The sequence below is a fragment of the Flavobacterium sp. genome, assembly GCF_044339515.1.
Lineage (GTDB): Bacteria > Bacteroidota > Bacteroidia > Flavobacteriales > Flavobacteriaceae > Flavobacterium.
In genome coordinates this window covers 18,651-40,330 of record NZ_JBIIVK010000032.1, presented here as the reverse complement: position 1 = coordinate 40,330, position 21,680 = coordinate 18,651, and the positions used below count along the sequence as shown (strand labels likewise).

At 34.2% G+C, this 21,680-nt stretch carries 22 protein-coding genes and 1 pseudogene; 10 read left to right on the top strand and 13 right to left on the bottom strand.

The features are described from left to right. Positions 1-113: 113 nt before the first annotated feature. From ACIQ0M_RS09880 to ACIQ0M_RS09870, 3 genes are read left to right on the top strand one after another with little or no spacing between them, the layout of a single operon-like run. Positions 114-2,498, top strand: coding sequence for a M28 family peptidase (locus ACIQ0M_RS09880; protein ID WP_396151750.1), 2,385 nt, complete (start codon positions 114-116; stop codon positions 2,496-2,498). Then, positions 2,485-3,285, top strand: a complete 801-nt coding sequence (locus ACIQ0M_RS09875) for an NAD(P)H-binding protein (RefSeq protein WP_396151748.1) — start codon at positions 2,485-2,487, stop codon at positions 3,283-3,285. Before ACIQ0M_RS09880 ends, ACIQ0M_RS09875 begins: the two co-directional genes overlap by 14 nt. 28 nt (positions 3,286-3,313) lie before the next feature. Continuing rightward, positions 3,314-4,309, top strand: coding sequence for an NAD(P)H-dependent glycerol-3-phosphate dehydrogenase (locus ACIQ0M_RS09870; RefSeq protein ID WP_396151745.1), 996 nt, complete (start codon positions 3,314-3,316; stop codon positions 4,307-4,309). 88 nt (positions 4,310-4,397) lie between these two features. On the opposite strand, the gene ACIQ0M_RS09865 is transcribed toward ACIQ0M_RS09870, so the two are convergent. The 3 genes from ACIQ0M_RS09865 to ACIQ0M_RS09855 form a co-directional block, all read right to left on the bottom strand. Continuing rightward, a complete protein-coding gene (locus ACIQ0M_RS09865; RefSeq protein ID WP_396151743.1) occupies positions 4,398-4,805 on the bottom strand; it encodes a hypothetical protein in 408 nt (135 codons plus the stop codon). Between the two features lie 84 nt (positions 4,806-4,889). Further along, on the bottom strand, positions 4,890-5,909 hold the full coding sequence (gene pheS, locus ACIQ0M_RS09860; protein WP_396151741.1) for a phenylalanine--tRNA ligase subunit alpha: 1,020 nt from the start codon (positions 5,907-5,909) through the stop codon (positions 4,890-4,892). Positions 5,910-5,991: 82 nt separating this feature from the next. Then, positions 5,992-6,348, bottom strand: a complete 357-nt coding sequence (locus tag ACIQ0M_RS09855; protein WP_396151739.1) for a hypothetical protein — start codon at positions 6,346-6,348, stop codon at positions 5,992-5,994. 129 nt (positions 6,349-6,477) lie between these two features. Between ACIQ0M_RS09855 and ACIQ0M_RS09850 the strand changes: the two genes are divergently transcribed. Beyond that, positions 6,478-6,996 carry a CvpA family protein gene (locus ACIQ0M_RS09850; RefSeq protein ID WP_396151737.1) on the top strand — a complete coding sequence of 173 codons (519 nt, stop codon included), beginning with the start codon at positions 6,478-6,480 and terminating at the stop codon, positions 6,994-6,996. On the opposite strand, the gene ACIQ0M_RS09845 is transcribed toward ACIQ0M_RS09850, so the two are convergent. The 9 genes from ACIQ0M_RS09845 to ACIQ0M_RS09805 all read right to left on the bottom strand — a co-directional run bounded on the left by ACIQ0M_RS09845 (position 6,980) and on the right by ACIQ0M_RS09805 (position 16,397). Continuing rightward, on the bottom strand, positions 6,980-7,723 hold the full coding sequence (locus tag ACIQ0M_RS09845) for a tetratricopeptide repeat protein (RefSeq protein WP_396151735.1): 744 nt from the start codon (positions 7,721-7,723) through the stop codon (positions 6,980-6,982). The two genes, ACIQ0M_RS09850 and ACIQ0M_RS09845, sit on opposite strands and share 17 nt — an antisense overlap. A 40-nt stretch (positions 7,724-7,763) precedes the next feature. Beyond that, positions 7,764-8,144: a GxxExxY protein gene (locus ACIQ0M_RS09840; RefSeq protein ID WP_396151733.1), complete on the bottom strand. Its 381-nt coding sequence runs from the start codon at positions 8,142-8,144 to the stop codon at positions 7,764-7,766. A gap of 45 nt (positions 8,145-8,189) precedes the next feature. Beyond that, the gene (locus tag ACIQ0M_RS09835) at positions 8,190-9,950 is read right to left on the bottom strand and encodes a BatD family protein (protein ID WP_396151731.1); all 1,761 of its coding nucleotides are present in this window, start codon (positions 9,948-9,950) and stop codon (positions 8,190-8,192) included. A 6-nt stretch (positions 9,951-9,956) separates the two neighbouring features. Then, positions 9,957-10,748, bottom strand: coding sequence for a tetratricopeptide repeat protein (locus ACIQ0M_RS09830; RefSeq protein WP_396151729.1), 792 nt, complete (start codon positions 10,746-10,748; stop codon positions 9,957-9,959). Beyond that, positions 10,745-11,788, bottom strand: coding sequence for a VWA domain-containing protein (locus ACIQ0M_RS09825; RefSeq protein WP_396151727.1), 1,044 nt, complete (start codon positions 11,786-11,788; stop codon positions 10,745-10,747). The genes ACIQ0M_RS09830 and ACIQ0M_RS09825 overlap by 4 nt, the downstream gene beginning before the upstream one ends. Before the next feature lies 1 nt (position 11,789). Next, positions 11,790-12,791: a VWA domain-containing protein gene (locus ACIQ0M_RS09820; protein WP_396151725.1), complete on the bottom strand. Its 1,002-nt coding sequence runs from the start codon at positions 12,789-12,791 to the stop codon at positions 11,790-11,792. Positions 12,792-12,793: 2 nt separating this feature from the next. Then, positions 12,794-14,404 (bottom strand): hypothetical protein, encoded by a 1,611-nt coding sequence (locus ACIQ0M_RS09815; protein WP_396151723.1) that lies wholly within the window; start codon positions 14,402-14,404, stop codon positions 12,794-12,796. 47 nt (positions 14,405-14,451) lie between these two features. Further along, a complete protein-coding gene (locus ACIQ0M_RS09810) occupies positions 14,452-15,318 on the bottom strand; it encodes a DUF58 domain-containing protein (protein WP_396151721.1) in 867 nt (288 codons plus the stop codon). 74 nt (positions 15,319-15,392) lie between these two features. Then, positions 15,393-16,397, bottom strand: a complete 1,005-nt coding sequence (locus ACIQ0M_RS09805) for an AAA family ATPase (protein WP_396151719.1) — start codon at positions 16,395-16,397, stop codon at positions 15,393-15,395. Between the two features lie 248 nt (positions 16,398-16,645). On the opposite strand from ACIQ0M_RS09805, the gene ACIQ0M_RS09800 reads away from it, so the two are divergent. The 6 genes and pseudogenes from ACIQ0M_RS09800 to ACIQ0M_RS09775 all read left to right on the top strand — a co-directional run bounded on the left by ACIQ0M_RS09800 (position 16,646) and on the right by ACIQ0M_RS09775 (position 21,091). Then, complete coding sequence (locus ACIQ0M_RS09800; RefSeq protein WP_396151717.1) at positions 16,646-17,515, top strand: aldo/keto reductase family oxidoreductase; 870 nt, start codon at positions 16,646-16,648, stop codon at positions 17,513-17,515. A 103-nt stretch (positions 17,516-17,618) separates the two neighbouring features. Further along, positions 17,619-18,014 (top strand): four helix bundle protein, encoded by a 396-nt coding sequence (locus ACIQ0M_RS09795; protein WP_396151715.1) that lies wholly within the window; start codon positions 17,619-17,621, stop codon positions 18,012-18,014. A gap of 68 nt (positions 18,015-18,082) precedes the next feature. After that, positions 18,083-19,234, top strand: a complete 1,152-nt coding sequence (locus ACIQ0M_RS09790) for an ATP-binding protein (protein WP_396151713.1) — start codon at positions 18,083-18,085, stop codon at positions 19,232-19,234. Next, positions 19,215-19,958, top strand: a complete 744-nt coding sequence (locus tag ACIQ0M_RS09785; protein WP_396151711.1) for a metallophosphoesterase family protein — start codon at positions 19,215-19,217, stop codon at positions 19,956-19,958. The genes ACIQ0M_RS09790 and ACIQ0M_RS09785 overlap by 20 nt, the downstream gene beginning before the upstream one ends. A 51-nt stretch (positions 19,959-20,009) precedes the next feature. Beyond that, positions 20,010-20,506, top strand: a pseudogene (locus ACIQ0M_RS09780) (DUF6646 family protein). Positions 20,507-20,518: 12 nt separating this feature from the next. Next, positions 20,519-21,091 carry a PhnA domain-containing protein gene (locus tag ACIQ0M_RS09775; RefSeq protein WP_396151709.1) on the top strand — a complete coding sequence of 191 codons (573 nt, stop codon included), beginning with the start codon at positions 20,519-20,521 and terminating at the stop codon, positions 21,089-21,091. 108 nt (positions 21,092-21,199) lie between these two features. Here the strand turns inward: ACIQ0M_RS09775 and ACIQ0M_RS09770 are convergent, their stop codons facing one another. Continuing rightward, complete coding sequence (locus ACIQ0M_RS09770) at positions 21,200-21,574, bottom strand: carboxypeptidase-like regulatory domain-containing protein (RefSeq protein ID WP_396151707.1); 375 nt, start codon at positions 21,572-21,574, stop codon at positions 21,200-21,202. Positions 21,575-21,680 lie beyond the last annotated feature (106 nt).

Sequence of the window (21,680 nt, the reverse complement as noted above, 5' to 3'; positions counted from 1 at the left end):
ATACCAAAACCGGAAATACCTATCATTTTTTATATGATCAAGGCTATATGGCATTGGAAAATGACTATTTCATGTTAGTCAAAAGAGACCACTAACCACAAACTTATCCAATCATGAAAAAAAATTACGTTTCTTTATTACTTTCTCTTTTGGTTGCAGGAATTATTTGGTTCATTTTTTATCGAATGATGCCGTCTGATTATTCAAAAGGGAATGTGCCACTTTCAGAATTCTCAACTGAAAGAGCTTTAAAACATGTGAAAGAAATTTCAAAAGAACCGCATTATGTGGGATCTCCATACCATCAAAATGTTATTAATTATTTAGAAAGTGAGTTAAAAAAATTAGGGCTTGCACCACAAATTCAAAAAAGTACCATTCTGAGCAAATGGAATAATTTAGTGGAAACACAAAATATTGTAGCCAAAATTAAAGGTTTCGATTCTTCAAAATCACTTTTGTTACTCACTCACTTTGACAGTGCTCCTCATACCAAATCGTATGGTGCAAGTGATGACGCCAATGGTTTGGGCGTTATTTTAGAAGGAATCAGAACCTATTTACATACGAACAAAACACCAAAAAACGATATTATCATAGTTTTTTCTGATGCGGAAGAATTGGGTTTAAATGGTGCGTATGCCTTTGCTTCCGAACATCCTTGGGCAAAAGAAGTAGGTTTAGTCATCAATTTTGAAGCTCGTGGAACAGCAGGACCATCTATGATGTTGGCCGAAACCAACGGCGGAAATGCCAATTTGATTAAAACATTTAGTGACGCCAATCCTAAATATCCGGTTTCTAATTCCTTGATGTACAGCATTTATAAAATGCTTCCCAACGATACCGATTTAACCGCTTTTCGCGAAAAAGCCAATATTCCAGGTTTTAATTTTGCCTTTATTGATGATCATTTTGATTATCATACGGTTCAAGATAATTTTGAAAACATTACACCGGAATCTATTGAACATCAAGCAACCTATTTAATGCCATTGCTGAATTATTATTCAAATGCTGATTTGAGTAATCTTAAAACAGACGAAGATCACGTATATTTCAGCTCACCAATTGGTTTTTTTCATTATCCGTTTTCATGGAATTTTCCACTTTTAATTGTTGCTTTTGTACTTTTTCTTGGTGTTGTAATCATTGGATTAGGCAAACATTTATTAGATTTTAAAGAAGTTATCCGCGGATTTGCTCCTTTGTTTTTATCCCTAATTATCGTAGGACTGGTTTCTTTTTTCGGTTGGGAAATGATTTTATCACTCTATCCGCAATACCAAGATATGCTTCATAAATTCACCTACAACGGACATAGTTATATTGCTGCGTTTGTTTTACTGTCGCTGGCCATTTGTTTTTGGGTGTATGCGAAATTCACTAAAAGTAAATTGGTGCCAAGTCATTTTGTAGCTCCGGTATTTTTGTGGTTCATCATTAATTTATTGGTGTGTATTTATTTAAAAGGAGCTGCTTTCTTTGTATTTTCCCCCTATTTCGGTGTATTTACGCTAATGTATTTTGTGTTTAAAGAAAAATCAAATCCTTTTATAAATTTAGCTTTTAGCATTCCGGCTCTCGTAATTTTTGCTCCTTTTATTCAATTGTTACCAATCGGTTTGGGCTTAAAAATGCTTGCCGGAAGTGCCGTTTTAGTGGTATTAACTTTTGCACTTTTATTGCCTGTTTTTGGCAATTATTCAAAAAAAGCCAATTGGGGAACACTATTATTTATCATTTCTATTGGATTTTTTATCAAAGCTCATTTTGATGGCAAATTTGAAAAAGGAAAAGGAAAACCTAACAGTTTACTTTATGTATATGATGCCGATAAAGAGCAAGCCAATTGGGCAACCTATGATAAAGTTTTAGACCATTGGACCAAAAATTATTTAGGCGAAAACCCAAGTTTGGACAATAGTTTGAATCAATATGGTCTATCCAGCAAGTACAATTCAGGTTACAGCTATTCTGCAATAGCTCCAAAGAAAAATATAGCTAAGCCAACTTTTACTTTTCTAAGAGATACGATTGTAGGGAACCAACGAGCCATTACACTTCAAATTGATGCTAATAAAAACGTAAACCGCATGGATATTTTTGCTTCAGAAAAATTAAAAATCCACCATTTAAAAGCAAATGGTGTGCAAAATATCAATCAAGAAGGAAGCTTTTTTAAACGTAAAAAATCCAATTTATTGAATTATTATCCGATTAATAACAAACCATTACTATTGAGTTTTCAAATTCATAAAGACGAAAAACTCGACATGGCTGTGATGGTTTCTTCTTTTGATTTATTGGAAAATACGCAATTCAGTATTCCTAAACGACCGGATGCTTTTATTCCGATGCCATTTGTATTGACGGATGCAATCATTGTGAAGAAGAAAATATATAAATCTGTTCCAAAAAAAGTTCAAATTATCGAAAACGCTCAAACACACATCGATACATTAATCACTCAAAAAGACAGTCTTGAAACAAATTAGCATTTTAGGTTGTGGTTGGTTGGGAATGCCTTTGGCGAAAAAGTTGCTTCAAAAGGACTACTCCATAAAAGGATCAACTACAACCGAAGCCAAATTAGAAATTCTGAAGAACGAAGGAATTTCATCATTTTTAATTTCGCTTCAAGCGAATGATATTTCACATGAAATTGTCGATTTTTTAGAAAATTCAGAGATTTTAATCATCAACATTCCACCCGGATTAAGAGGAAGTTCCGGTGAAAGTTTCGTCTCAAAAATGGAGAATTTTATTCCGTTTGTCGAAAAATCGTCGGTTAAAAAAGTGCTTTTTGTGAGTTCTACTTCGGTTTATGCTGATGAAAATCAAGTTGTAACGGAAGAAACTGTTCCAAATCCGGAAACGGAAAGTGGAAAACAATTGCTAATTTCTGAAAATTTACTTTTAAATAATTCAAATTTTCAATCTACAATTCTCCGATTTGGCGGATTAATTGGCGAAGACCGTCATCCTATAAATTTTTTAGCAGGAAGAAATAATATTGAAAATCCACAAGCACCAATCAACTTAATTCATCAACAGGATTGCATAGAAATTATTCAAAAAATCATTGAAAAAGAAGTTTGGAATACGGTTTTAAATGCTGTTGCTCCATTTCATCCCACCCGAAAAAAATATTATACAGAAAAAGCGTTGGAACAAAATTTAGCTCTGCCACAATTTAATGAAAATGAGCATTCTGTAGGCAAAACGGTTTCATCAAACAAATTGATTCAACTTTTAAACTATCAATTTAAAAATTTAGGTTAAATTTACCTTTGCAAACTAAACAAACAAAATGAACAATTCTCCAAAATTTGCTGTAATTGGTGGCGGAAGTTGGGCTACAGCCATAGCAAAAATGCTTTGTGTCAATCAATCTCAAATTTGTTGGTACATGCGAAATCAAAACGCTATTGACCATATTAAAACCGAAAAGCACAATCCCAATTACTTAAGTTCCGTTGAATTTGACACCAAAAAATTACACTTAACTACGGATATAAACGAAGCGGTAAATTATGCCGACATTCTTATTTTTGCTATTCCCTCTGCTTTTTTGAGTGCTGAATTAGAAAAGTTAACAGCATCATTAAGTGATAAAATTATTTTTTCTGCCATCAAAGGAATCGTACCTGAAACATTTTTGATTGTTGGCGAACATTTTCACAAAAAATATGACATTCCTTATGAAAACATTGGTGTAATCACCGGTCCGTGTCACGCAGAAGAAGTGGCATTGGAACGTCTTTCCTACTTAACTATTGCGTGTGCTGATGCATCAAAAGCTAAAATTGTGGCCAAGAATTTAAACAGCAATTACATCAAAACAAAAATTTCCGATGACATTATCGGAACTGAATATGCAGCAATGCTAAAAAACATTTACGCCATTGCTGCAGGAATGGCTCATGGTTTAGGTTATGGTGATAATTTTCAAGCCTTGTTGATGAGTAATGCGATTCGAGAAATGAAAAAATTCATCCGAAAAGTACATAAAATGAAACGCAATATCAATAATTCGGCTTATTTGGGCGATTTATTGGTAACCGGTTATTCTGTTTTTTCACGCAACCGAATGTTTGGAAATATGATTGGAAAAGGCTACACAGTAAAAAGTGCTATGATGGAAATGAGTATGGTTGCCGAAGGATATTATGCCGTCAAAAGTGCTTACAAACTCAACCAAGATTACAAAGCCAAAACCCCAATTATTGATGCTGTTTATGAAATTTTATACGAAAGTAAAGACCCGAAAAGTGTGTTTAAAAAATTGACGGATAAGTTGGATTAATTTTTAGAAAATAGATTATAGAATAAAGAAAATAGACAAGACACTTATAGATTTAGTCTATTTTCTATTCTCTTTGTTCTATATTCTTTTACTTCACCACCACCCCATTCTTAAACAAAACAGGCACTTCTTCCGTTGCCCGTTCGTTGATGGTATTGGTTCTGAAAGTAAATTTTTTGTCGTATAAGGTGTTTCCAATGAAATAGGTTACCATGAATTCATTGTTTAAGGCCAAAACACTGGCTTCAATCATTTCAATTTTCACAGCAGAAACAGAAGGTATTTCCACAAAAGCATGTCGCAAAAGCGATGTTTTTTTCATTTCGCCATTAACGGTTCCAAACGCTTTTGAAACGACCATCACGCTGTCTAATGTAAAGTCGCTGTCGTTGATGAGATAAACATTCCAAACGTTATCCATAAAGTCGTCGTTCCATTCTTGGATGGCGGCAAGAAAGACGTTTTCTACTTTTGGGATGATAATATCGGATTTCATGGGATTAACGATTGAAGATTGACGATTTTTGATTGTGGAATTAAATCTGCAATCAAAAATCGTTAATCATATAATTCTAAATTCTTATATACTCGTTTTAAATTGCTCTAAAAAGCGAACATCATTTTCATAAAACATACGAATATCGCCAATTTGGTATAAAAGCATCGCAATACGTTCGATTCCCATACCAAAAGCAAAACCATTGTATTCATCAGGATTAATGCCACAGTTTTTCAACACATTTGGATCTACCATTCCGCAACCCATAATTTCTAACCATCCGGTTCCTTTGGTGATGCGGTAATCGGTTTCGGTTTTTAAACCCCAATAAATATCGACCTCAGCACTTGGTTCGGTAAAAGGAAAATAAGAAGGTCGCAAACGAATTTTGGACTTTCCGAACATTTCTTTGGTGAAATATAAAAGTGTTTGCTTTAAATCGGCAAACGAAACATCTTTGTCAATATATAGTCCTTCTACTTGATGAAAAATACAGTGTGAACGCGAAGAAACGGCTTCATTTCGGAAAACTCGTCCCGGAGAAATCGTTCTGATGGGCGGTTTATTGTTTTCCATGTATCGCACCTGCACGGATGACGTATGCGTTCGCAACAACACATCAGGATTGGTTTGAATAAAAAACGTGTCTTGCATATCTCTTGCCGGATGGTATTCAGGTAAGTTTAAAGCGGTAAAATTATGCCAATCGTCTTCAATTTCCGGCCCTTCGGAAACATTGAATCCAATATTTGAAAAGATATCGATAATTTGATTTTTTACCAACGAAATAGGATGACGCGAACCAATTGGAAATGGCTCACCCGGACGCGTTAAATCGCCAAAAAGTCCAACCGATTCTTCTTTGCTTTCCAACAATTCCTGAATAGATTTTACTTTTTCTTCAGCCGTGTTTTTCAACGTATTGATAACCTGACCAAATTCTTTTTTTTGTTCGTTTGGAACATTTTTAAATTCGGCAAACAAGTCTTTCAACAAACCTTTGCTTCCTAAAAATTTAATTCGGAACTGTTCTAGTGTTTCTTTGTTATCGGTTTGAAAAGCTTCTGCTTCGCCAATGTATTCTTTTATCTTATCTATCATCGTTCGTGCTGTAAAGGTGCAAATTTAGTAAAAAGTTGGAAGTTGGAAGTTGGAAGTTGGGAGTTTTTATAAAAACTGACAACTATTTAATCAGTTCCCTTTCCAAAAAATAATTCACAATCGCTTCTTTCATCAAAACCGACTGTTCGCCTGCTTTGAGTGGCGGAAGTTCTTCTTTTACTTTGTAATGTGGCCAGCCGTCGTTATCAAAAAACTCAAATTCATAATAGCCATACGGTTCTAATAAACGGCAAATGGCAATGTGCATGAGTTCGATTTTTTCGTCTTTTTTGAAAGTTTTTTTTACTTTACCGAGTTCCTGAACGCCAATTAAATAGATAATGGCATCTAGGTCGAGTACATCGCCCTCGACAAATTGATTGGATAGTATGGTGACAACGTTTTCCCAACGTTCTTTTAATTGAATATCTCTTGACATGATGGAAGATGGAAGTGGGAAGATAGAAGAGTTATTTCATCAATCATCCACAATTATTTTTTGGCAAAGATAAGAAGTTGCCATCGATTAAACGGAAATTAGTATTTTAGTGAACTTTATTTTTTGAAAATGGACATTGTTATTGGAATTTTATTAATTATAGGATTGTATCAAGGCGTAAAAAACGGTTTGTTTGTTGAAATTGCTTCAATCATTTCGTTTATTTTAGGTGTTTTTCTTGCGATTAAATTTTCGTATTTGGTGAAAGGTTTTTTAGAAGATTTTGTCAATTGGAATCCGCAAACAATTCAAATTACAGCTTTTGTATTGACTTTAATTTTGGTGGTGATTGGCGTTCATTTCTTAGCAAAAATATTTACAAAAATTGCTGATTTTGCTTTTTTAGGTTGGGTAAACAAATTAGCGGGTGCAATTTTTAGTGTTGTGAAAACTTCTTTGTTGATTGGAATAGTTTTAAATTTAGTTCAAAAAGTAAACATCGATAATCAATTCATTTCAAAAGAAAAACAAGAAAAATCTGTTTTTTACAGACCAATTTTAGATACAACTTCTTTTATGATGCCAATGGTTACAAATTGGATTGAAGATGTGAAAAAAGTATATGAAGAAACTACTTCAACTCCTTGATGGCTCCACTCAAAATCCATCCTTCAGTTTCATCGGTAAGTTCGATTTTTTTCCAATTATCAACCGTTTCTAACACAAAAACTTTTGTGCCTTCGTGAAGAATGAATGCTTCAGTTGCATTTTCTCTCGGTTCGTTTTTTACGGAAATTACATCCGCAAAAACAATTGCCGGTTTTATACTGATGTAAAGATTTCTTTCAAAAATAGCCGCACCAACAGCCATCAAAATCAAAATCGGAACAATAAACATTCCCACAAAAAAGATGCGTTTTGCCAAGGTTGTTTGTGAGAAATAATATCCTATGAAAAACAATAGAAACAAAACAGCTAATCCCACTGAAATATAGGCCCAAGAATTATAATGAAAAAGTCCTGTGAAATTGCCTAGAATTTTTTCAAATCCTACTTTTTGAACTTCTTTTATGTCGTCTATCGTACTGTTTTTAGCGAATTTTAAGTTATTCTGAATGTCTTTGTCATTTGGACTTATCAAAAGTGCTTTTTCATAGTAATAAATCGCAGGAGCAATTTGATTTAATTTATAATAACTATTGGCCAAATTAAAATACAAATCACACGATTCTTTTTTACCTTTTATTATACTCTCATAAGCATTAATCGCTTCTTGATAATTGCCTTTTCGATAGTGTTCGTTTCCTTTATCAAAAACACTCTGAGCCCAAAATGTTTGGGTTAGCAAGAGTAAAATATAGATGATATTTTTCATTTTCTTTACCACGAAGTTCACAAAGAAGGCACAAAGGTCACTATAGAACGCCATTGATTACTCTTCGAACTCCATTTTTTAATTGTTTAACATTAAAATTAATTAGCATTCCTAATTTACATTCTGTCAACTTCAAATAAGTCAAAATTTGAGCTAAATGAACTTCATTTAATGCTTCAACCGATTTCACTTCAACAATAAATTTATCTTCAATTATTATATCGATTCTGTAGCCAACATCCATTTTTACTTCTTCATAAATTAAAGGTAACGCTTTCTGTTTTTCTACTTTTAACGATTGCTTTTTTAATTCATAAAACAAACACTCTTCATAAGCACTTTCTAACAATCCCGGACCTAAAGCCTTGTGAACTTTTAAGGCTGATTCAAAAACTATTTTTGCGATTTCATCTTCACTCATAGTAAACTTTTTGTGCTCTTTGTGCCTTCTTAGTGAACCTTGTGGTTAACTAATTTGTTTTTCCAATTCCGAAATTACTTCTGCCGCTTTGTCAAAATCCTGCTGCATGGCTACATTTGAAAATTGAGCATAGCGAGCTAATTCGCAATTTTCTGTGATTTGAATAAATTTTTCAATCGTTTCCGGTTGAGCTTTTTTATCGGCTAATAATTCTTTGATTAAATCTTTGCTCATTTCCGAGGTTTCAATTTTCAATTTTGCTTTCAAAAAGTTGTGCAACGATTTTTCCAAAGCCACATAAAATGGTTCTTTGTTTCCTAATTGTTTTTTGGCTTCTGATAAATATTTCTTTGCCAATTTGTTGTTCATTTTCAACTTATTACCCATCACATCACCATCGATTGCTTCTTTTTTCTTCTTAAATAAAATAATAAACGGAATCAATAAAAACGGTATTCCCAATAAAACATAATACGGCGTTGAACCAAAGAAATCCTTTTTATTTATTTGGGATAATTTAGTTTTTAGATGAATAAATTTGAATTGATCTTGTGCAGAAACCGTCTTTTTTTCCGCAGAAGCATTGTCCTGATTAGCAGTTCCTGTGTTAGGTGAAGACGGTCCGTCTGCTACATTAATCGTAATTTCGTTGGAAGTGATGGTTTTATAACTGTTCGTTCCTAAATCAAAATACGAAAACTGCATCGGTTTAATCGTATAATTTCCTTTGAATTGTGGAATAATTGTGTATTTATCGGAGATTTTTCCATTCATCCCACTCAAAGGCGTAGTTACATTTTCGGAGTGAACCGGATCATACATTTCCAAAGCTGTAGGAACAACCGGTTTGGGTAAACTAAATAATTTTAAATTTCCTGAACCGGAAACACTGACTTCCAAATCCATACTTTCACCATTTTTTAAAGTGGTTTTAGAAGGTGTAACTTTAAAATTAAATTTACCAACTGCACCAGAAAAGTCGATTGGTTTTCCGTTTTCAGGAAGTGGTTTCACATTGATAATTTTGCTTCCGGCAGAAACACGTTTATGGTCTTTAGTCAACATTACTTGACCAAAAATATTGCGTCGATTGGTTGGTAATTCTACATCAATATCTAGAGACAAAGGTTCAATTTCCAATTTTCCTGATTTTTGTGGATATAAAACCGTTTTACGAAGTACTACAAAACGAAAACGTTCACCATTGTAATTTCCTTCTTCAGCAACCAATTGTTTAATATCGATGTTTTGACTCCAAAAATCGTTGTATTTTGGTTTGTCCAATTCCCGCCAATTCGAAATTCCGATGTTGTGACTGAAATATAATTTGTAAACTACCGTGATGGGTTCGTTTACATATGGATTGGTTTTACTGACTTCGGCAACTAAATGCAACGCATCATTGATGGAAACCGAATTGTCGTTTGGATCACGTGGTTGTTGCACGGCATCGGTAACTTTGATACTTATTGGTGTAGTTTTATAAACCTGTCCGTTGTATTCAATTGAAGCTTGCTTAACAGAAATTGTTCCTTTTTGAGTAGGTAATAAAAAATAGGAGTACGTTTTGTTAAACGAACTTTTCCCGTTTACCCACGATTGACTTACTTGCTGACTTGGACCGGCAATGACTCTGAAACCTTCAAAAGCTGGAGGAACAAAATTATCGCCATCTACGTTCATTGTAAAATCGATCCGCAAGCGTTCGTTGAGTCCCAAAGAAGTTTTACTCGCTTTGGCCTCAAACTGAACTTGAGCAAAAATTGTCTGACAAGTTAATAATAGTATGAATACTAATTTTTTCATTTTAAATTACCAATCTTTTTCCGTTTGAACAGGTTTTGATTTTACTTTTTGAAGATTCACTTTTTCCTGTACTTTCTTTTCTTCATTATTAACGGCATCTAATAGATTTTGGACGCTTTCTTTAGAAATTCCCGAAGGTTGCGGTTTTGGCTGACCACCTTGATTTTGATCTTTTTTCTGATCGCCTTCATTTTTGTCTTCTTTGTTGTCGCCTTTTCCTTTGTCTTTGTCGCCTTCTTTTTTATCGTCTTTTTTGTCTTTATCTCCGTCGCCTTTGTCTTGTTTTTGGTCGTCTTTTTTATCGTCCTTCTTGTCCTCTTTCTTATCGTCTTTTTTATCTTGGTTTTGATCTTCGGGATTATTTTTTAAATATTCTTTGGCTAAAGCATAATTGTAACGGGTTTGCTCATCGGAAGGATTATTTCGCAATGCGTTTTTATATGTTTCAACAGCTTTGCTATATTGTTTTTCTTTCATATAGACATTGCCCAAATTGTGCAATGCTTTGTGTTTCTCTTCTTTAGTGGTTGCTTTTTCATACGCTTGTGAATACGCATATTTTGATTCGCTAAACTGTTTTTGTCTGTAAATAGAATTTCCTAAATTATAGGATGGTGCCGCACCTGATAAACCTTTAGAATTGGAAATGCGGTATTGTGCTTCAGCTTCGGTATATTTCTTTTCAGCGAAAGCCTTATTTGCTTTAGGTAAAATTTTATCTTTCTCTTTTTTCACTTCTTCTTGAGCAAAAATTAAAAAAGAAAATAATAAACTAATTAAAAAAACGATTTGCTTCATGATTCCTTTTCATTAAATAAATTCAACTTACTAATCCAACCTGTTTTTCTTTCTAACAGAAAAATATCGATGAACAACAGTGCAAAAGCTATGCCCAAAAACCATTGAAATTGTGATTGAAAATCGGCTACTTGTGTGGTTTCAAATTCGGTTTTTTCAATGTTATCTAATGCATTTTTCACATAATCCAGCACATCTTTCGTGTTTCCACCATAAACATAACCGCCTTTTGTCCCTTTTCCTATTTGTTTCAGGATTTCTTGATTCATTTTGGTTACGACAACCTCATCGTTTTGGTCACGTTTGAAATTTTCGACTACGCCATTTCGTTTGATTGGAATGGGTCCGCCTTTTTCGGTTCCCACACCAATGGTGATTACTTTTGCTTTTATTTTAAGAGCTTCTTCGATGGCTCCATCCACACCATCGGAATGATCTTCTCCATCCGAAATGAGAATAATTAATTTATTTGTAGCATTTCCTTTATCAAAATAATTCGCAGATAATTTGATTGCTTCTTCTAGTGAAGTTCCTTGTGATGAAACCATATCGGTATTCATGCCTTGCAAATACATTTTTGCCACACCATAATCTGTTGTAATGGGTAAAACCGGGAAAGCACTTCCGGCATAAGCCACCATTCCGATTCGGTCGCTTCCTAATTGATTAATGATTTGTGAAACAATTTGTTTGGTTTTGTCTAATCGGTTGGGAGCCATGTCTTCGGCCAACATACTTTTAGAAACGTCGATAGCAAAAACCACATCAATTCCTTCTCGCTTCACAGTTTCCATTTTACTACCAATTTTTGGATTGGCTAAACCGATGATTAAACTCGAAAAAGCCAAAAGTAGAACGGTGATTTTCAAAACCGGCTTAAAAACCGACTTTTCAGGGCTCAATTTTTTCACTAATTCAACATCGCCAAATTCGCGTTGCTTTTTTCTTTTCCAATATAAATTGACTAAAAAAAGTATCACTATTATTGGGATAACAGCTAAAAAGTATAAATATATTTTTTCGTCTATTTGTGAATACATATTATATAAAACCTCTAAAAATGGTTTGTTTTAATAAAATTTCTATCAACAATAATATGGCTGCGATCCAAATCAATGGGCGGAATTTTTCGTCGTAATTGTAAAAACGTTGTTCTTCTATTTCAGTCGTTTCTAACTTATTGATTTCGTTATAGATTTTCTCTAATTTGCTGTTGCTTGTGGCTCTAAAATATTTCCCATCGGTTTTTTTTGCGATACTTTTCATTAAGGCTTCATCAATTTCAACCGGCATCATTCGAAATAAAAATCCTCCGTTTGGTGCATAGGCATAAGGGAATTCTGCCATTCCGTTTGTTCCTAAACCAATCGTGTACACTTTGATTCCATATTCTCTTGCTATATCCGCGGCTGTTTCCGGTTCAATAAATCCGGCATTGTTTACACCATCGGTTAACAAAATAACAATTCTACTTTTGGCTTTACTGTCTTTTAAACGATTTACGGCTGTGGCCAATCCCATCCCGATTCCGGTTCCGTCTTTGAGAACATTATCATAGTTAATACTTTTGATTGCTTCAACTACGATGGATTTATCGCTGGTTACGGGAGTTTTAGTATAACTTTCTGCGGCATAAACCACAATTCCAAAACGGTCATTCGGTCGGTCTTTCACAAAGTTTGCTGCCACTTTTTTTAATGATTCCAAGCGATTGGGCTTTAAATCTTTGGCCAACATACTTCCTGAAACGTCGGTGGCAATCACAATATCAATTCCGCGAGTGGTTTTGGTTTTATTGCTAACGTCCACTGTTCTTGGTCGGGCTAACGCTACAATGATAAAGCTTAGAGCTAAAATTCGCATCGCAAACAACAACGGTTTCAATTTGGGTAAAATAGAACTTTTTACTTTAAAACCTTTTAATGAACTTACTTTTAAAGTAGGTGTTTGCTTGTTTCTTTTCCAAATATACCAAGCGATTGCCACCGGCAGAAGGGTGAACAACCAGAAAAACTGTGGATATAAAAAAGTGATGTTTTCCATAGTTATTTTATTATGGCAATTTCAACCGAATTCATAATTCGTTCTGTTATTTCGTTGGCAACTTCATCGCCTTCTTCATGAAGTACTATAACTTGTTGCAATCCGCCTTCTTGACCAAAAAACATTACTTCGTAATACGCTTTTCTGCTTTTTTTGGTAATTGGATCTAAAATGTTCATGGTTCCGAAACCTCTCAATCCGTTAATGCCTTCTTTAGTGCTAAATTCTTCTTGTTTTACTAAAATGTTTTGAGCACCGTTAGCTTCCATCATTTTTAACGAACCTTCCAATGCCTGAGCCAATTCAATTTTTATCTCTTGTTTTAATTTGGTGGTCATAATCGCAATGTAAAAATGATCCATCATTGCTCCGTAGCCGAACATTTGCATATCAGCCATTTCCGACTGCTGTCCGCCCATCATTTTGGAAACATCCATTCGTTGAAGCACTTTTGGCGTTTCAATTTTAATGGCCGGATTCCCGTATTGACTTGAAACCCATTCGCCTTCTAATAATTCTTTGGTTGGATGACCAAGGATGTTGTCTTTTAAAAAGTCGAAACCTTTCACGGCAACTACAATTCCCAACGAGATAAAAACAACAATTATCGCAGAAACGATAATAATGGTTCTCTTTTTTGCTTTTTTTCGTTTTAAAATTTTCGCTTGATTGGCTTCGTTGTCTTCTAATTCATCTTCCTCGATTTCTTCAGGAATGGATTGATGAATTTTGAAAATGGTTTTTTCGATTTTAATTTTATCATCAGCTATTTCAAATTCTAATGGTTTTGATTTGGCAAATTTTACTAAATCGGCTTGTTTTAAAACCTTTTCTAAGTTTTTTATGGTTTCTTCCGTAAGCGAAAGTTTCTTTTTGACGATGGCGATTTTGAAAGCAGAAATTAATTCGTCTGTCGTACTTTCCATTGCCGGAATTTCGATGGCTTCTTCAATATACGTTCGAGCAATATCAGTCAGTTCGGAATAATATTCTTTTACTTCGCCCCTTTCCACCAGACTCTTTTTTTCTAATGATTTTAAATGTGCTGTCGCTTTTTCAATGGGAGAAGCATAAACAATTTCCTCTTCTAGGGGTTTCCTGTTTTTCTTAATCAAATAATAAATAAGATACCCAATTCCGGCAATTCCGATTAAAATCAACAAATAAATCCACCAATTCGAGTAATCATTTGGAACAGTTGAAATGTCTTTGATATCATACATGTGTTGCTTTAACGTATCCACCACAACCGGAAGAATTTCTACTAAAACACTATCGGTTGCAAACGGCTTTGAATTAATGATAACTTTTAACGATGGTATCGTGTATTTTCCACTGTCAAATTGCGTTAAACCATATTTTTTGATAAGTTGATACTTCTCGTTTTCTTTGATAGTATCGGTGGGATAACTTTCTAACACTTCTAAACTGCCAAATAATTTCCCTTCCGGAAAAGCCACTTTTGAAAGTGTATCCACCGTTGTTTTGAAGGTTAAATTGATTTGTGCACCAATCTTAACTTTGGTGCTGTCAACCGAAGTTGTTACTCTTTTTTGTTGAGCACAAACGAAGGTTGAAATAAGTAGAAAAAAGATATATAATTTAATTTTCATTGTCTGTTTCACAGCGATTTACAAAATTATTTGAAATTGGCGTATGATTATCTTGATTTAAAATAGGTTAGTAATTTGGTTACATAACTTTCGTCAACTCTTGTATTTACTGTTCCTGAACCGCATTTTGAAAAAGTTTCCTTGAAAAAAGTTACTTTCTCGCGGTAATATTTTTCATATTCCATTCGGATGGATTTTGAATTGGTGTTCACTAACATCGTTTCGCCGGTTTCAGCATCCAACATATTCACCATTCCGATGTTTGGCATTTTTTCTTCCCGAATATCAAACACGCGAATTCCTGTGATGTCATGTTTTTTTCCGGCGATTTTTAAGGTGTGTTCATAATTATCATCCGTTATAAAATCAGATATAAAAAATACAATCGCTTTCTTTTTCATCACACTCGATAAAAATTTCAACGCATTGGAAATATTCGTTTTATTGCTTCTTGGTTTAAATTCTATCAACTCACGGATAATTCGCAACACGTGCGATTTTCCCTTTTTGGGCGGAATGTAAAGCTCAATTTCATTGGAAAACAAAATCAAACCAATTTTATCGTTGTTTTGAGTTGCTGAAAATGCCATAGTTGCAGCTATTTCAGTGATAATTTCACTTTTCAACTGATTTTTTGTACCAAAACTTTCCGAACCGGAAATGTCAACCATCAACATCATCGTTAACTCTCTTTCTTCTTCGAAAACTTTGATGTAAGGTTCGTTGTAACGTGCAGTCACATTCCAATCAATCGCACGAACGTCATCGCCAAATTGGTATTGACGAACTTCGGAAAAAGTCATCCCACGACCTTTAAAAGACGTATGGTATTCTCCCGAAAAGATATGATCGCTCAATCGTCGGGTTTTGATTTCTATTTTTCGTACTTTTTTGAGTAAGTCTTTTGTTTCCATAATTTAGTTACGGGTTACGGGTTACGGGTTACGGGTTAAAACTTTCAACTCGCAACTTTTCAACTCGCAACTTATTAAGGTACTTCAATCTCGTTTACAATTTTATTAATGATTTCTACCGAAGTGATGTTTTCTGCTTCGGCTTCATAGGTGATTCCAATACGGTGACGCAATACATCATGTACAACGGCACGCACATCTTCCGGAATGACATAACCACGACGTTTGATAAAGGCGTAACATTTTGCAGCTGTGGCTAAATTGATGCTTCCACGTGGAGACGATCCAAAACTGATTAACGGTTTTAAACTTTCTAATTTATATTTTTCAGGAAAACGTGTCGCGAAGATGATATCTAAAATGTATTTTTCAATTTTCTCATCCATATACACTTCACGAACGGCTTGTTGAGCACGAAGTATTTGATCGATCGAAATTACGGCATTTACTTTTTCATAACTCCCTTTTAAGTTTTGACGAATCACCAATCGTTCATCTTCCATTTTAGGGTAATCAATGACGGTCTTTAGCATAAAACGATCGACTTGAGCTTCCGGTAACGGATAGGTTCCTTCTTGTTCAATTGGGTTTTGAGTAGCCAAAACTAAGAACGGTCTGTCTAATTTAAAAGTCGTGTCACCAATGGTTACCTGTTTTTCCTGCATGGCTTCTAATAAAGCCGATTGCACTTTGGCAGGAGCACGGTTAATCTCATCAGCTAAGACGAAATTGGCGAAAATTGGTCCTTTCTTGATGGAAAATTCATTTTGTTTGATGTTGTAAATCATGGTTCCAACCACATCGGCAGGCAATAAATCTGGCGTAAATTGGACTCGACTAAAAGTTCCTTGAACAGCTTGTGACAGGGTGTTTATGGCTAATGTTTTAGCCAAACCGGGAACACCTTCTAATAGGATGTGTCCTTGACCCAAAAGCCCAATCAATAGTCGTTCAACCATGTGTTTTTGGCCCACGATAACTTTATTCATTTCATACGTTAGCAGGTCAATAAAAGCACTTTCTCTTTCAATTTTTTCATTGATCGCTCTGATGTCCAGCGTAGTTGTATTTTCTTCCATAATTCCTCTTTTAATAGCTCGAATTTTATATGTATAAATTAACAGTGCAAATTGAAAATTTTATTCCTTTCAAGATGTTAACATACCGTTAAAACTTCAATAAAATCATAGGTTTTAAGAGTGATTTGTGATTTAGTTTTTATAATTTTAAGACCGATTAGAAAAATTTGTGGGTTTGAAAGTTTTAGGTTTCTTATTTCAACTTTAACTACCTATTAACCATAACCCTTTACCTATTACTATTAAAAATGAAAACAAAATTATCTCCTGTTGTAGCAGGAACCATGAATTGGGGCGTTTGGGACAAAAATCTAAGTGCACTCGAAATGGCCAACCTCATTCGTGTTTGTCTAGAAAATAAAATATCAACATTTGATCATGCTGATATTTATGGCGGTTATACCACCGAAGCAACTTTTGGAGAGGGTTTTAAACAGAGTAAGATTGATCGCTCAAAAATTCAGTTGGTTTCAAAATGTGGTATTCAATTAGTAACTAACAATCGAAACAACAAAATCAAACATTATGATTATTCAAAGGAATACATCATTTGGTCAGCAGAAAATTCGCTTAAAAATCTAAAAACCGATTATTTGGATGTTTTTCTATTGCATCGCCCAAGTCCTTTAATGCAAGCCGATGAAATTGCAACAGCGATTGAAAAGTTAAAAAAAGACGGTAAGATTTTAGATTTCGGATTATCGAATTTTACTCCTTTTCAAACCGATTTAATTCAGCAAAAAACAAACGTTTCATACAACCAAATTCAATTTTCGGCAACGCATTTTGAACCGATGGTAGATGGAAGTCTAAACCATATGCAAATTCACCATATTCGACCGATGGCATGGAATCCATTGGGAACAATTTTTAGAGAAGACACTGAACAAACTCGTCGATTAAAAAAATTATTAGCTCGATTGGTTGAAAAATATCATTTTGGTTCAGACATCATTTTATTGGCTTGGATTATGCAACATCCATCCAACATTATTCCTGTTGCCGGGACGGTTAATGTAGCTCGCATTCAACAATTACAAAAAGCATCTGAATTAATTTTAGACACGGAGGATTGGTTTGAAATTTGGTCAGAAAGCATGGGGAATGAAGTTCCGTAGTTTGCGGGTTGGAAAGTTGCAGGTTATGGGTTGAAAGTTTGGATTTTATGTTTTTTATGATTAAGATTGTTCATCATATAATCCATAAAAAAGAAATTATAAAATGGCAACAATTAACACGTTTGAAGAATTAGAAATTTGGCAATTAAGTAGAGAAATTTGTCAAGATGTTTGGAATGCTTTTGAAAACACTTCATTAGGAAAAGACTTTGAATTAAAAAATCAGATGAATCGATCATCCGGTTCAACAATGGATAATATTGCTGAGGGTTTTGAGAGGAATGGACGACGAGAATTTATAAATTTTTTGAGCTATTCTAAAGGTTCTTGTGGCGAGTTGAGATCACAATTATACCGAGCTTTTGACAGAAAACATATAACCGAAGAAGAATTTGAATTTTTAAAAGAGAAAACAATTACTGAAAGCAAAAAAATAGGTTCGTTCATGGCTTACTTAGTAAAATCTGACAATAACGGAAGTAAGTTTGACAAAAAATAGTGGTGGGTTATAGGTTTCGAGTTAATCCGTAACCCGCAACTCTTAACTTTAAAACCCGCAACTTTAAAATGATCAATAAACGCCTTCTTATCAAAAATCTTCTGGCTCACAACGATGAGAGTAGTTTTTATGATAAAAAGCGTCAGTTGAATTTGCACACTAAAGAAGGGAAGGCGAAGTTTTTGAAGCACATTTGTGCGTTATCCAATTCGAACCCAACCAATAATTCTTATATTGTTGTTGGAGTTGAAGATCAAGACAATGAAATTACCGGTGATGATTTTTTTGATGATAGTAGGATTCAAAATCTAGTAAATGCATTTTTAGAAAATCCACCAAAAATTCAATATGAAAATGTGCCGTTTCCCAATTTACCTAAAGATAAAGTAGTTGGTTTAGTTACAATAAAACCAAATAGTAAAGTTTCAGCCTTTAAAAAAGGAATTTACACCATTCCGGCTCGAACGGTTTTTGTTCGAAGAGGGAGCAATTCTATTCCGACCGAAGACAAAATTCCGTTTTCAAAAATGAATACCGAAACGGTGATTGGGATTGAAAATAATTCGCGAAACAGTATATCTTATACATTAGAAGGTGTTTTGGATTTTATGAACAATCGTCACAAAGACATGGCTACCAAATACCACGTTTTTAAAGAGCTTTTTGTGGTTTGTTGGGCCGGAAATAAGAAAAAAGTACGTGACAAAACCTTTTATTCACGCGTGGATATTGAACTCATTAACGAACAGGTCAAACTGTTTTATTCCGCTTTTGATGAAGTTTTGATTGAATATGATGAAAAGACTTTTTCAATAACTGAATATGTTCCACTTGGTTTAAATGACAAAACAAGCTATTATCCGTTGGAGAAACAAACGTTGACATTTTTTGATAATGGATATTATAAAATCGAAAACGATTTTTTGTTTGAACCACCTCAATACAATAGAAAAATGATGTTTCACATTTATAATTCCAATTTGGCTTTGCTACAAAAATTGCAAAAAGGAATTGGTTTAAGTTTAACTGACCAAAAGGATTTAGTAAATTTGCCTTCCACTTTAATGATTTGTTATTTAAACGGTTTTGAAGAAGCCAAACAAAAATTAATTGATGGTAAAACACTCCTAAAATCAGTAAAAAATCCACTGGTTTATGTCAATTTTAAAGAAACTATGCGGATTTTGAGAAAAGTGAAATATGATAAAAGCAATGACTAAAACATATGTAATCGGTGATGTCCACGGAGGTCTACGGGCTTTACACCAAGTGCTAGAAAGAAGCCAAGCCAGTAAAAATGATACATTAATTTTCTTAGGTGATTATGTAGACGGGTGGAGCGAATCGCCACAAGTGTTAGATTTTTTAATTGATTTAGGAAAGAAACAATACTGTATTTTCATCAGGGGAAACCATGATGAATTATTACTGAATTATTTAAAAACAAACGATTATAATCAAGAATGGTTCAAACACGGCGGTCAGTCTACGATTGATGCATATCAAAAAGTCTCTGAAAAAACACGTTTAGAACACATTGATTTCCTTGAAAATCAATTACGCGATTATTATTTAGATGAACAAAATCGGTTGTTTATTCATGCGGGTTTTACCAATGTTAACGGCATTGTGTATGAATATTATCCACGGCTATTTTATTGGGATAGAACGTTGTGGGAGACCGCTTTGTCTTTAAATCCGGAATTATCCAAAGAAAGTCCGTATTATCCGAAGCGGTTTTTACTTTATAAAGAAATTTTCATTGGTCATACGCCCACTACTCGACTTAATGAAACTATTCCAATTCATAAAGCCTGTGTTTGGAATATTGATACCGGAGCTGCTTTCTATGGGCCGCTTACGATTTTGGATGCAGATTCAAAAGAATTCTGGCAAAGTGAACCGTTATCAGAACTATATCCCAACGAAAAAGGAAGAAATTAGTAGTTTAATGTTAAAACAGAATTGTTTACCTTTGTAAAAATTTTTATTACGATGAAAAAACTATTTACATTTGGATTGATTTTGAGTGGTTTCTTAGCTAATGCACAAGCGTATAGCGGAAAAGGAGACCAAAAATTTCAAGTAGGGGCCAATATTCAAGACCACGGAACTGGAATTACTTTGTTTTATGACCGTGGTATTGGCGAAAATATGTCGGTTGGTCTACAAACTGTATATCTTCTTGGCGTTGACGAGCCTGCAGGTTTCGATGGAGCCAACTTTGAAGATCGATTTGATTTAAAAGCCCGTTTTAGTGCCAACATTGGAAATGTATTAAAATTACCGGCAGAAATGGACATTTATCCGGGGTTGAATTTGGGATTACGAAATTTTGGTGCTCATGCCGGTATTCGTTATTTCTTTTCTGAAGGATTTGGGTTGTTCTCAGAATAGGTTTCCCAATTGCTTCCTATGACAATGATCCGGTTGGTTATGAAAAACTAAACAATCAATTTCAATTTAGCATTGGTGCTTCTTTTAATTTATAATTCTCACAAGAAGTGACCATTACCGAAAAAAAATTAAGAGACCGTAGTGGTTCTGTTTGTGAAATCAGTGGCACTGATGAAAATTTAGTAGTGTACACTGTTGCACCTAAAACGGAAGAAAGTTTAGAAAACAGTCTTTTAATCACCCAAAACTTAAAAAATCAAATCGAAAATCCTGAAACCACAAATCATGAAGATTGGCGTGGTTTGAATGAAAGTATGTGGAGTGAACATTTACCGGTGCAAATTGTATCTTGGCGAATGTTGACTCGACTAAAAAACCACGATTTGCTAGAGATGATATATCTGGAAGAAGAAGCCTTAGAATGGGCAAAATCAACCGGAGAAGGAGATGACGACGAAGGAAAAATCATCCACAAAGATTCTAACGGAAATATATTGAAAGACGGTGATTCTGTAGTTTTGATTAAAGATTTAGATGTAAAAGGAGCAAACTTCACGGCTAAACGAGGAGCAGCTGTGCACAATATTAAATTGGTTTGGGATGATGCTAATCTAATTGAAGGAAGAGTGGAAAACCAAAGTATTTATATTTTGACACAGTATGTGAAGAAAACTAAATAATGTGACAATTGGACGATTAGACAATGTGTTAATGGACAGCTAATTAAAAACCCTGCTAAACTTAAAGCTTAGCAGGGTTTTTCTTGTATAAAACAAAACAAACATGCCTTAGTTGGGTTGCAGTGATACCACAAAATTTTGAGGAATAACATGGCAAACATCTGCTGTTAGAATAACAAGTTCAGAAGTGTAGGTTTGATAACCTTCTTTGGAAACTGTAAATGTATAAGTGCCTACACGCTCAAAGGCTCCAATAAAAACCGGTATGTCACTTTGAGGAAAAGCTTCTAACGTTTCGGTATACGAACCATCTTGTGCAACAACAGTAACTCCGGATGAAAGAAATTCATTGGTAACTGCATCTTTAAAAGTAATGTTCAAGCCGGCTTTTACTTCTTGAGTGCAAATGACTTCATCATCCTCTTCGCAAGTCATTGCAAGTAAAAATGGCATACATGCCAATAATAAAAAAATCTTTTTCATGTGTTTATTTTTTGATTATTGGATAGATGCGAAAACATTAAAAAAGTTGCGTATAAAAACCCTGCAATTTTTATTATTTGCAAGGTTTTCTATTCTCTATTTTCTT

What these genes read in the sequence shown, in the direction of transcription:
- ACIQ0M_RS09880 (WP_396151750.1), top strand. Translation starts at nt 114, where the DNA reads ATGAAAAAAAATTACGTTTCTTTATTACTTTCTCTTTTGGTTGCAGGA.
- ACIQ0M_RS09825 (WP_396151727.1), bottom strand. Translation starts at nt 11,788, where the DNA reads ATGTATTCACAAATAGACGAAAAAATATATTTATACTTTTTAGCTGTT.
- ACIQ0M_RS09845 (WP_396151735.1), bottom strand. Translation starts at nt 7,723, where the DNA reads ATGAAAAATATCATCTATATTTTACTCTTGCTAACCCAAACATTTTGG.
- ACIQ0M_RS09855 (WP_396151739.1), bottom strand. Translation starts at nt 6,348, where the DNA reads ATGTCAAGAGATATTCAATTAAAAGAACGTTGGGAAAACGTTGTCACC.
- ACIQ0M_RS09830 (WP_396151729.1), bottom strand. Translation starts at nt 10,748, where the DNA reads ATGAAGCAAATCGTTTTTTTAATTAGTTTATTATTTTCTTTTTTAATT.
- ACIQ0M_RS09865 (WP_396151743.1), bottom strand. Translation starts at nt 4,805, where the DNA reads ATGAAATCCGATATTATCATCCCAAAAGTAGAAAACGTCTTTCTTGCC.
- ACIQ0M_RS09795 (WP_396151715.1), top strand. Translation starts at nt 17,619, where the DNA reads ATGGCAACAATTAACACGTTTGAAGAATTAGAAATTTGGCAATTAAGT.
- ACIQ0M_RS09870 (WP_396151745.1), top strand. Translation starts at nt 3,314, where the DNA reads ATGAACAATTCTCCAAAATTTGCTGTAATTGGTGGCGGAAGTTGGGCT.
- ACIQ0M_RS09800 (WP_396151717.1), top strand. Translation starts at nt 16,646, where the DNA reads ATGAAAACAAAATTATCTCCTGTTGTAGCAGGAACCATGAATTGGGGC.
- ACIQ0M_RS09770 (WP_396151707.1), bottom strand. Translation starts at nt 21,574, where the DNA reads ATGAAAAAGATTTTTTTATTATTGGCATGTATGCCATTTTTACTTGCA.
- ACIQ0M_RS09850 (WP_396151737.1), top strand. Translation starts at nt 6,478, where the DNA reads ATGGACATTGTTATTGGAATTTTATTAATTATAGGATTGTATCAAGGC.
- ACIQ0M_RS09805 (WP_396151719.1), bottom strand. Translation starts at nt 16,397, where the DNA reads ATGGAAGAAAATACAACTACGCTGGACATCAGAGCGATCAATGAAAAA.
- ACIQ0M_RS09835 (WP_396151731.1), bottom strand. Translation starts at nt 9,950, where the DNA reads ATGAAAAAATTAGTATTCATACTATTATTAACTTGTCAGACAATTTTT.
- ACIQ0M_RS09820 (WP_396151725.1), bottom strand. Translation starts at nt 12,791, where the DNA reads ATGGAAAACATCACTTTTTTATATCCACAGTTTTTCTGGTTGTTCACC.
- pheS (WP_396151741.1), bottom strand. Translation starts at nt 5,909, where the DNA reads ATGATAGATAAGATAAAAGAATACATTGGCGAAGCAGAAGCTTTTCAA.
- ACIQ0M_RS09785 (WP_396151711.1), top strand. Translation starts at nt 19,215, where the DNA reads ATGATAAAAGCAATGACTAAAACATATGTAATCGGTGATGTCCACGGA.
- ACIQ0M_RS09840 (WP_396151733.1), bottom strand. Translation starts at nt 8,144, where the DNA reads ATGAGTGAAGATGAAATCGCAAAAATAGTTTTTGAATCAGCCTTAAAA.
- ACIQ0M_RS09810 (WP_396151721.1), bottom strand. Translation starts at nt 15,318, where the DNA reads ATGGAAACAAAAGACTTACTCAAAAAAGTACGAAAAATAGAAATCAAA.
- ACIQ0M_RS09790 (WP_396151713.1), top strand. Translation starts at nt 18,083, where the DNA reads ATGATCAATAAACGCCTTCTTATCAAAAATCTTCTGGCTCACAACGAT.
- ACIQ0M_RS09815 (WP_396151723.1), bottom strand. Translation starts at nt 14,404, where the DNA reads ATGAAAATTAAATTATATATCTTTTTTCTACTTATTTCAACCTTCGTT.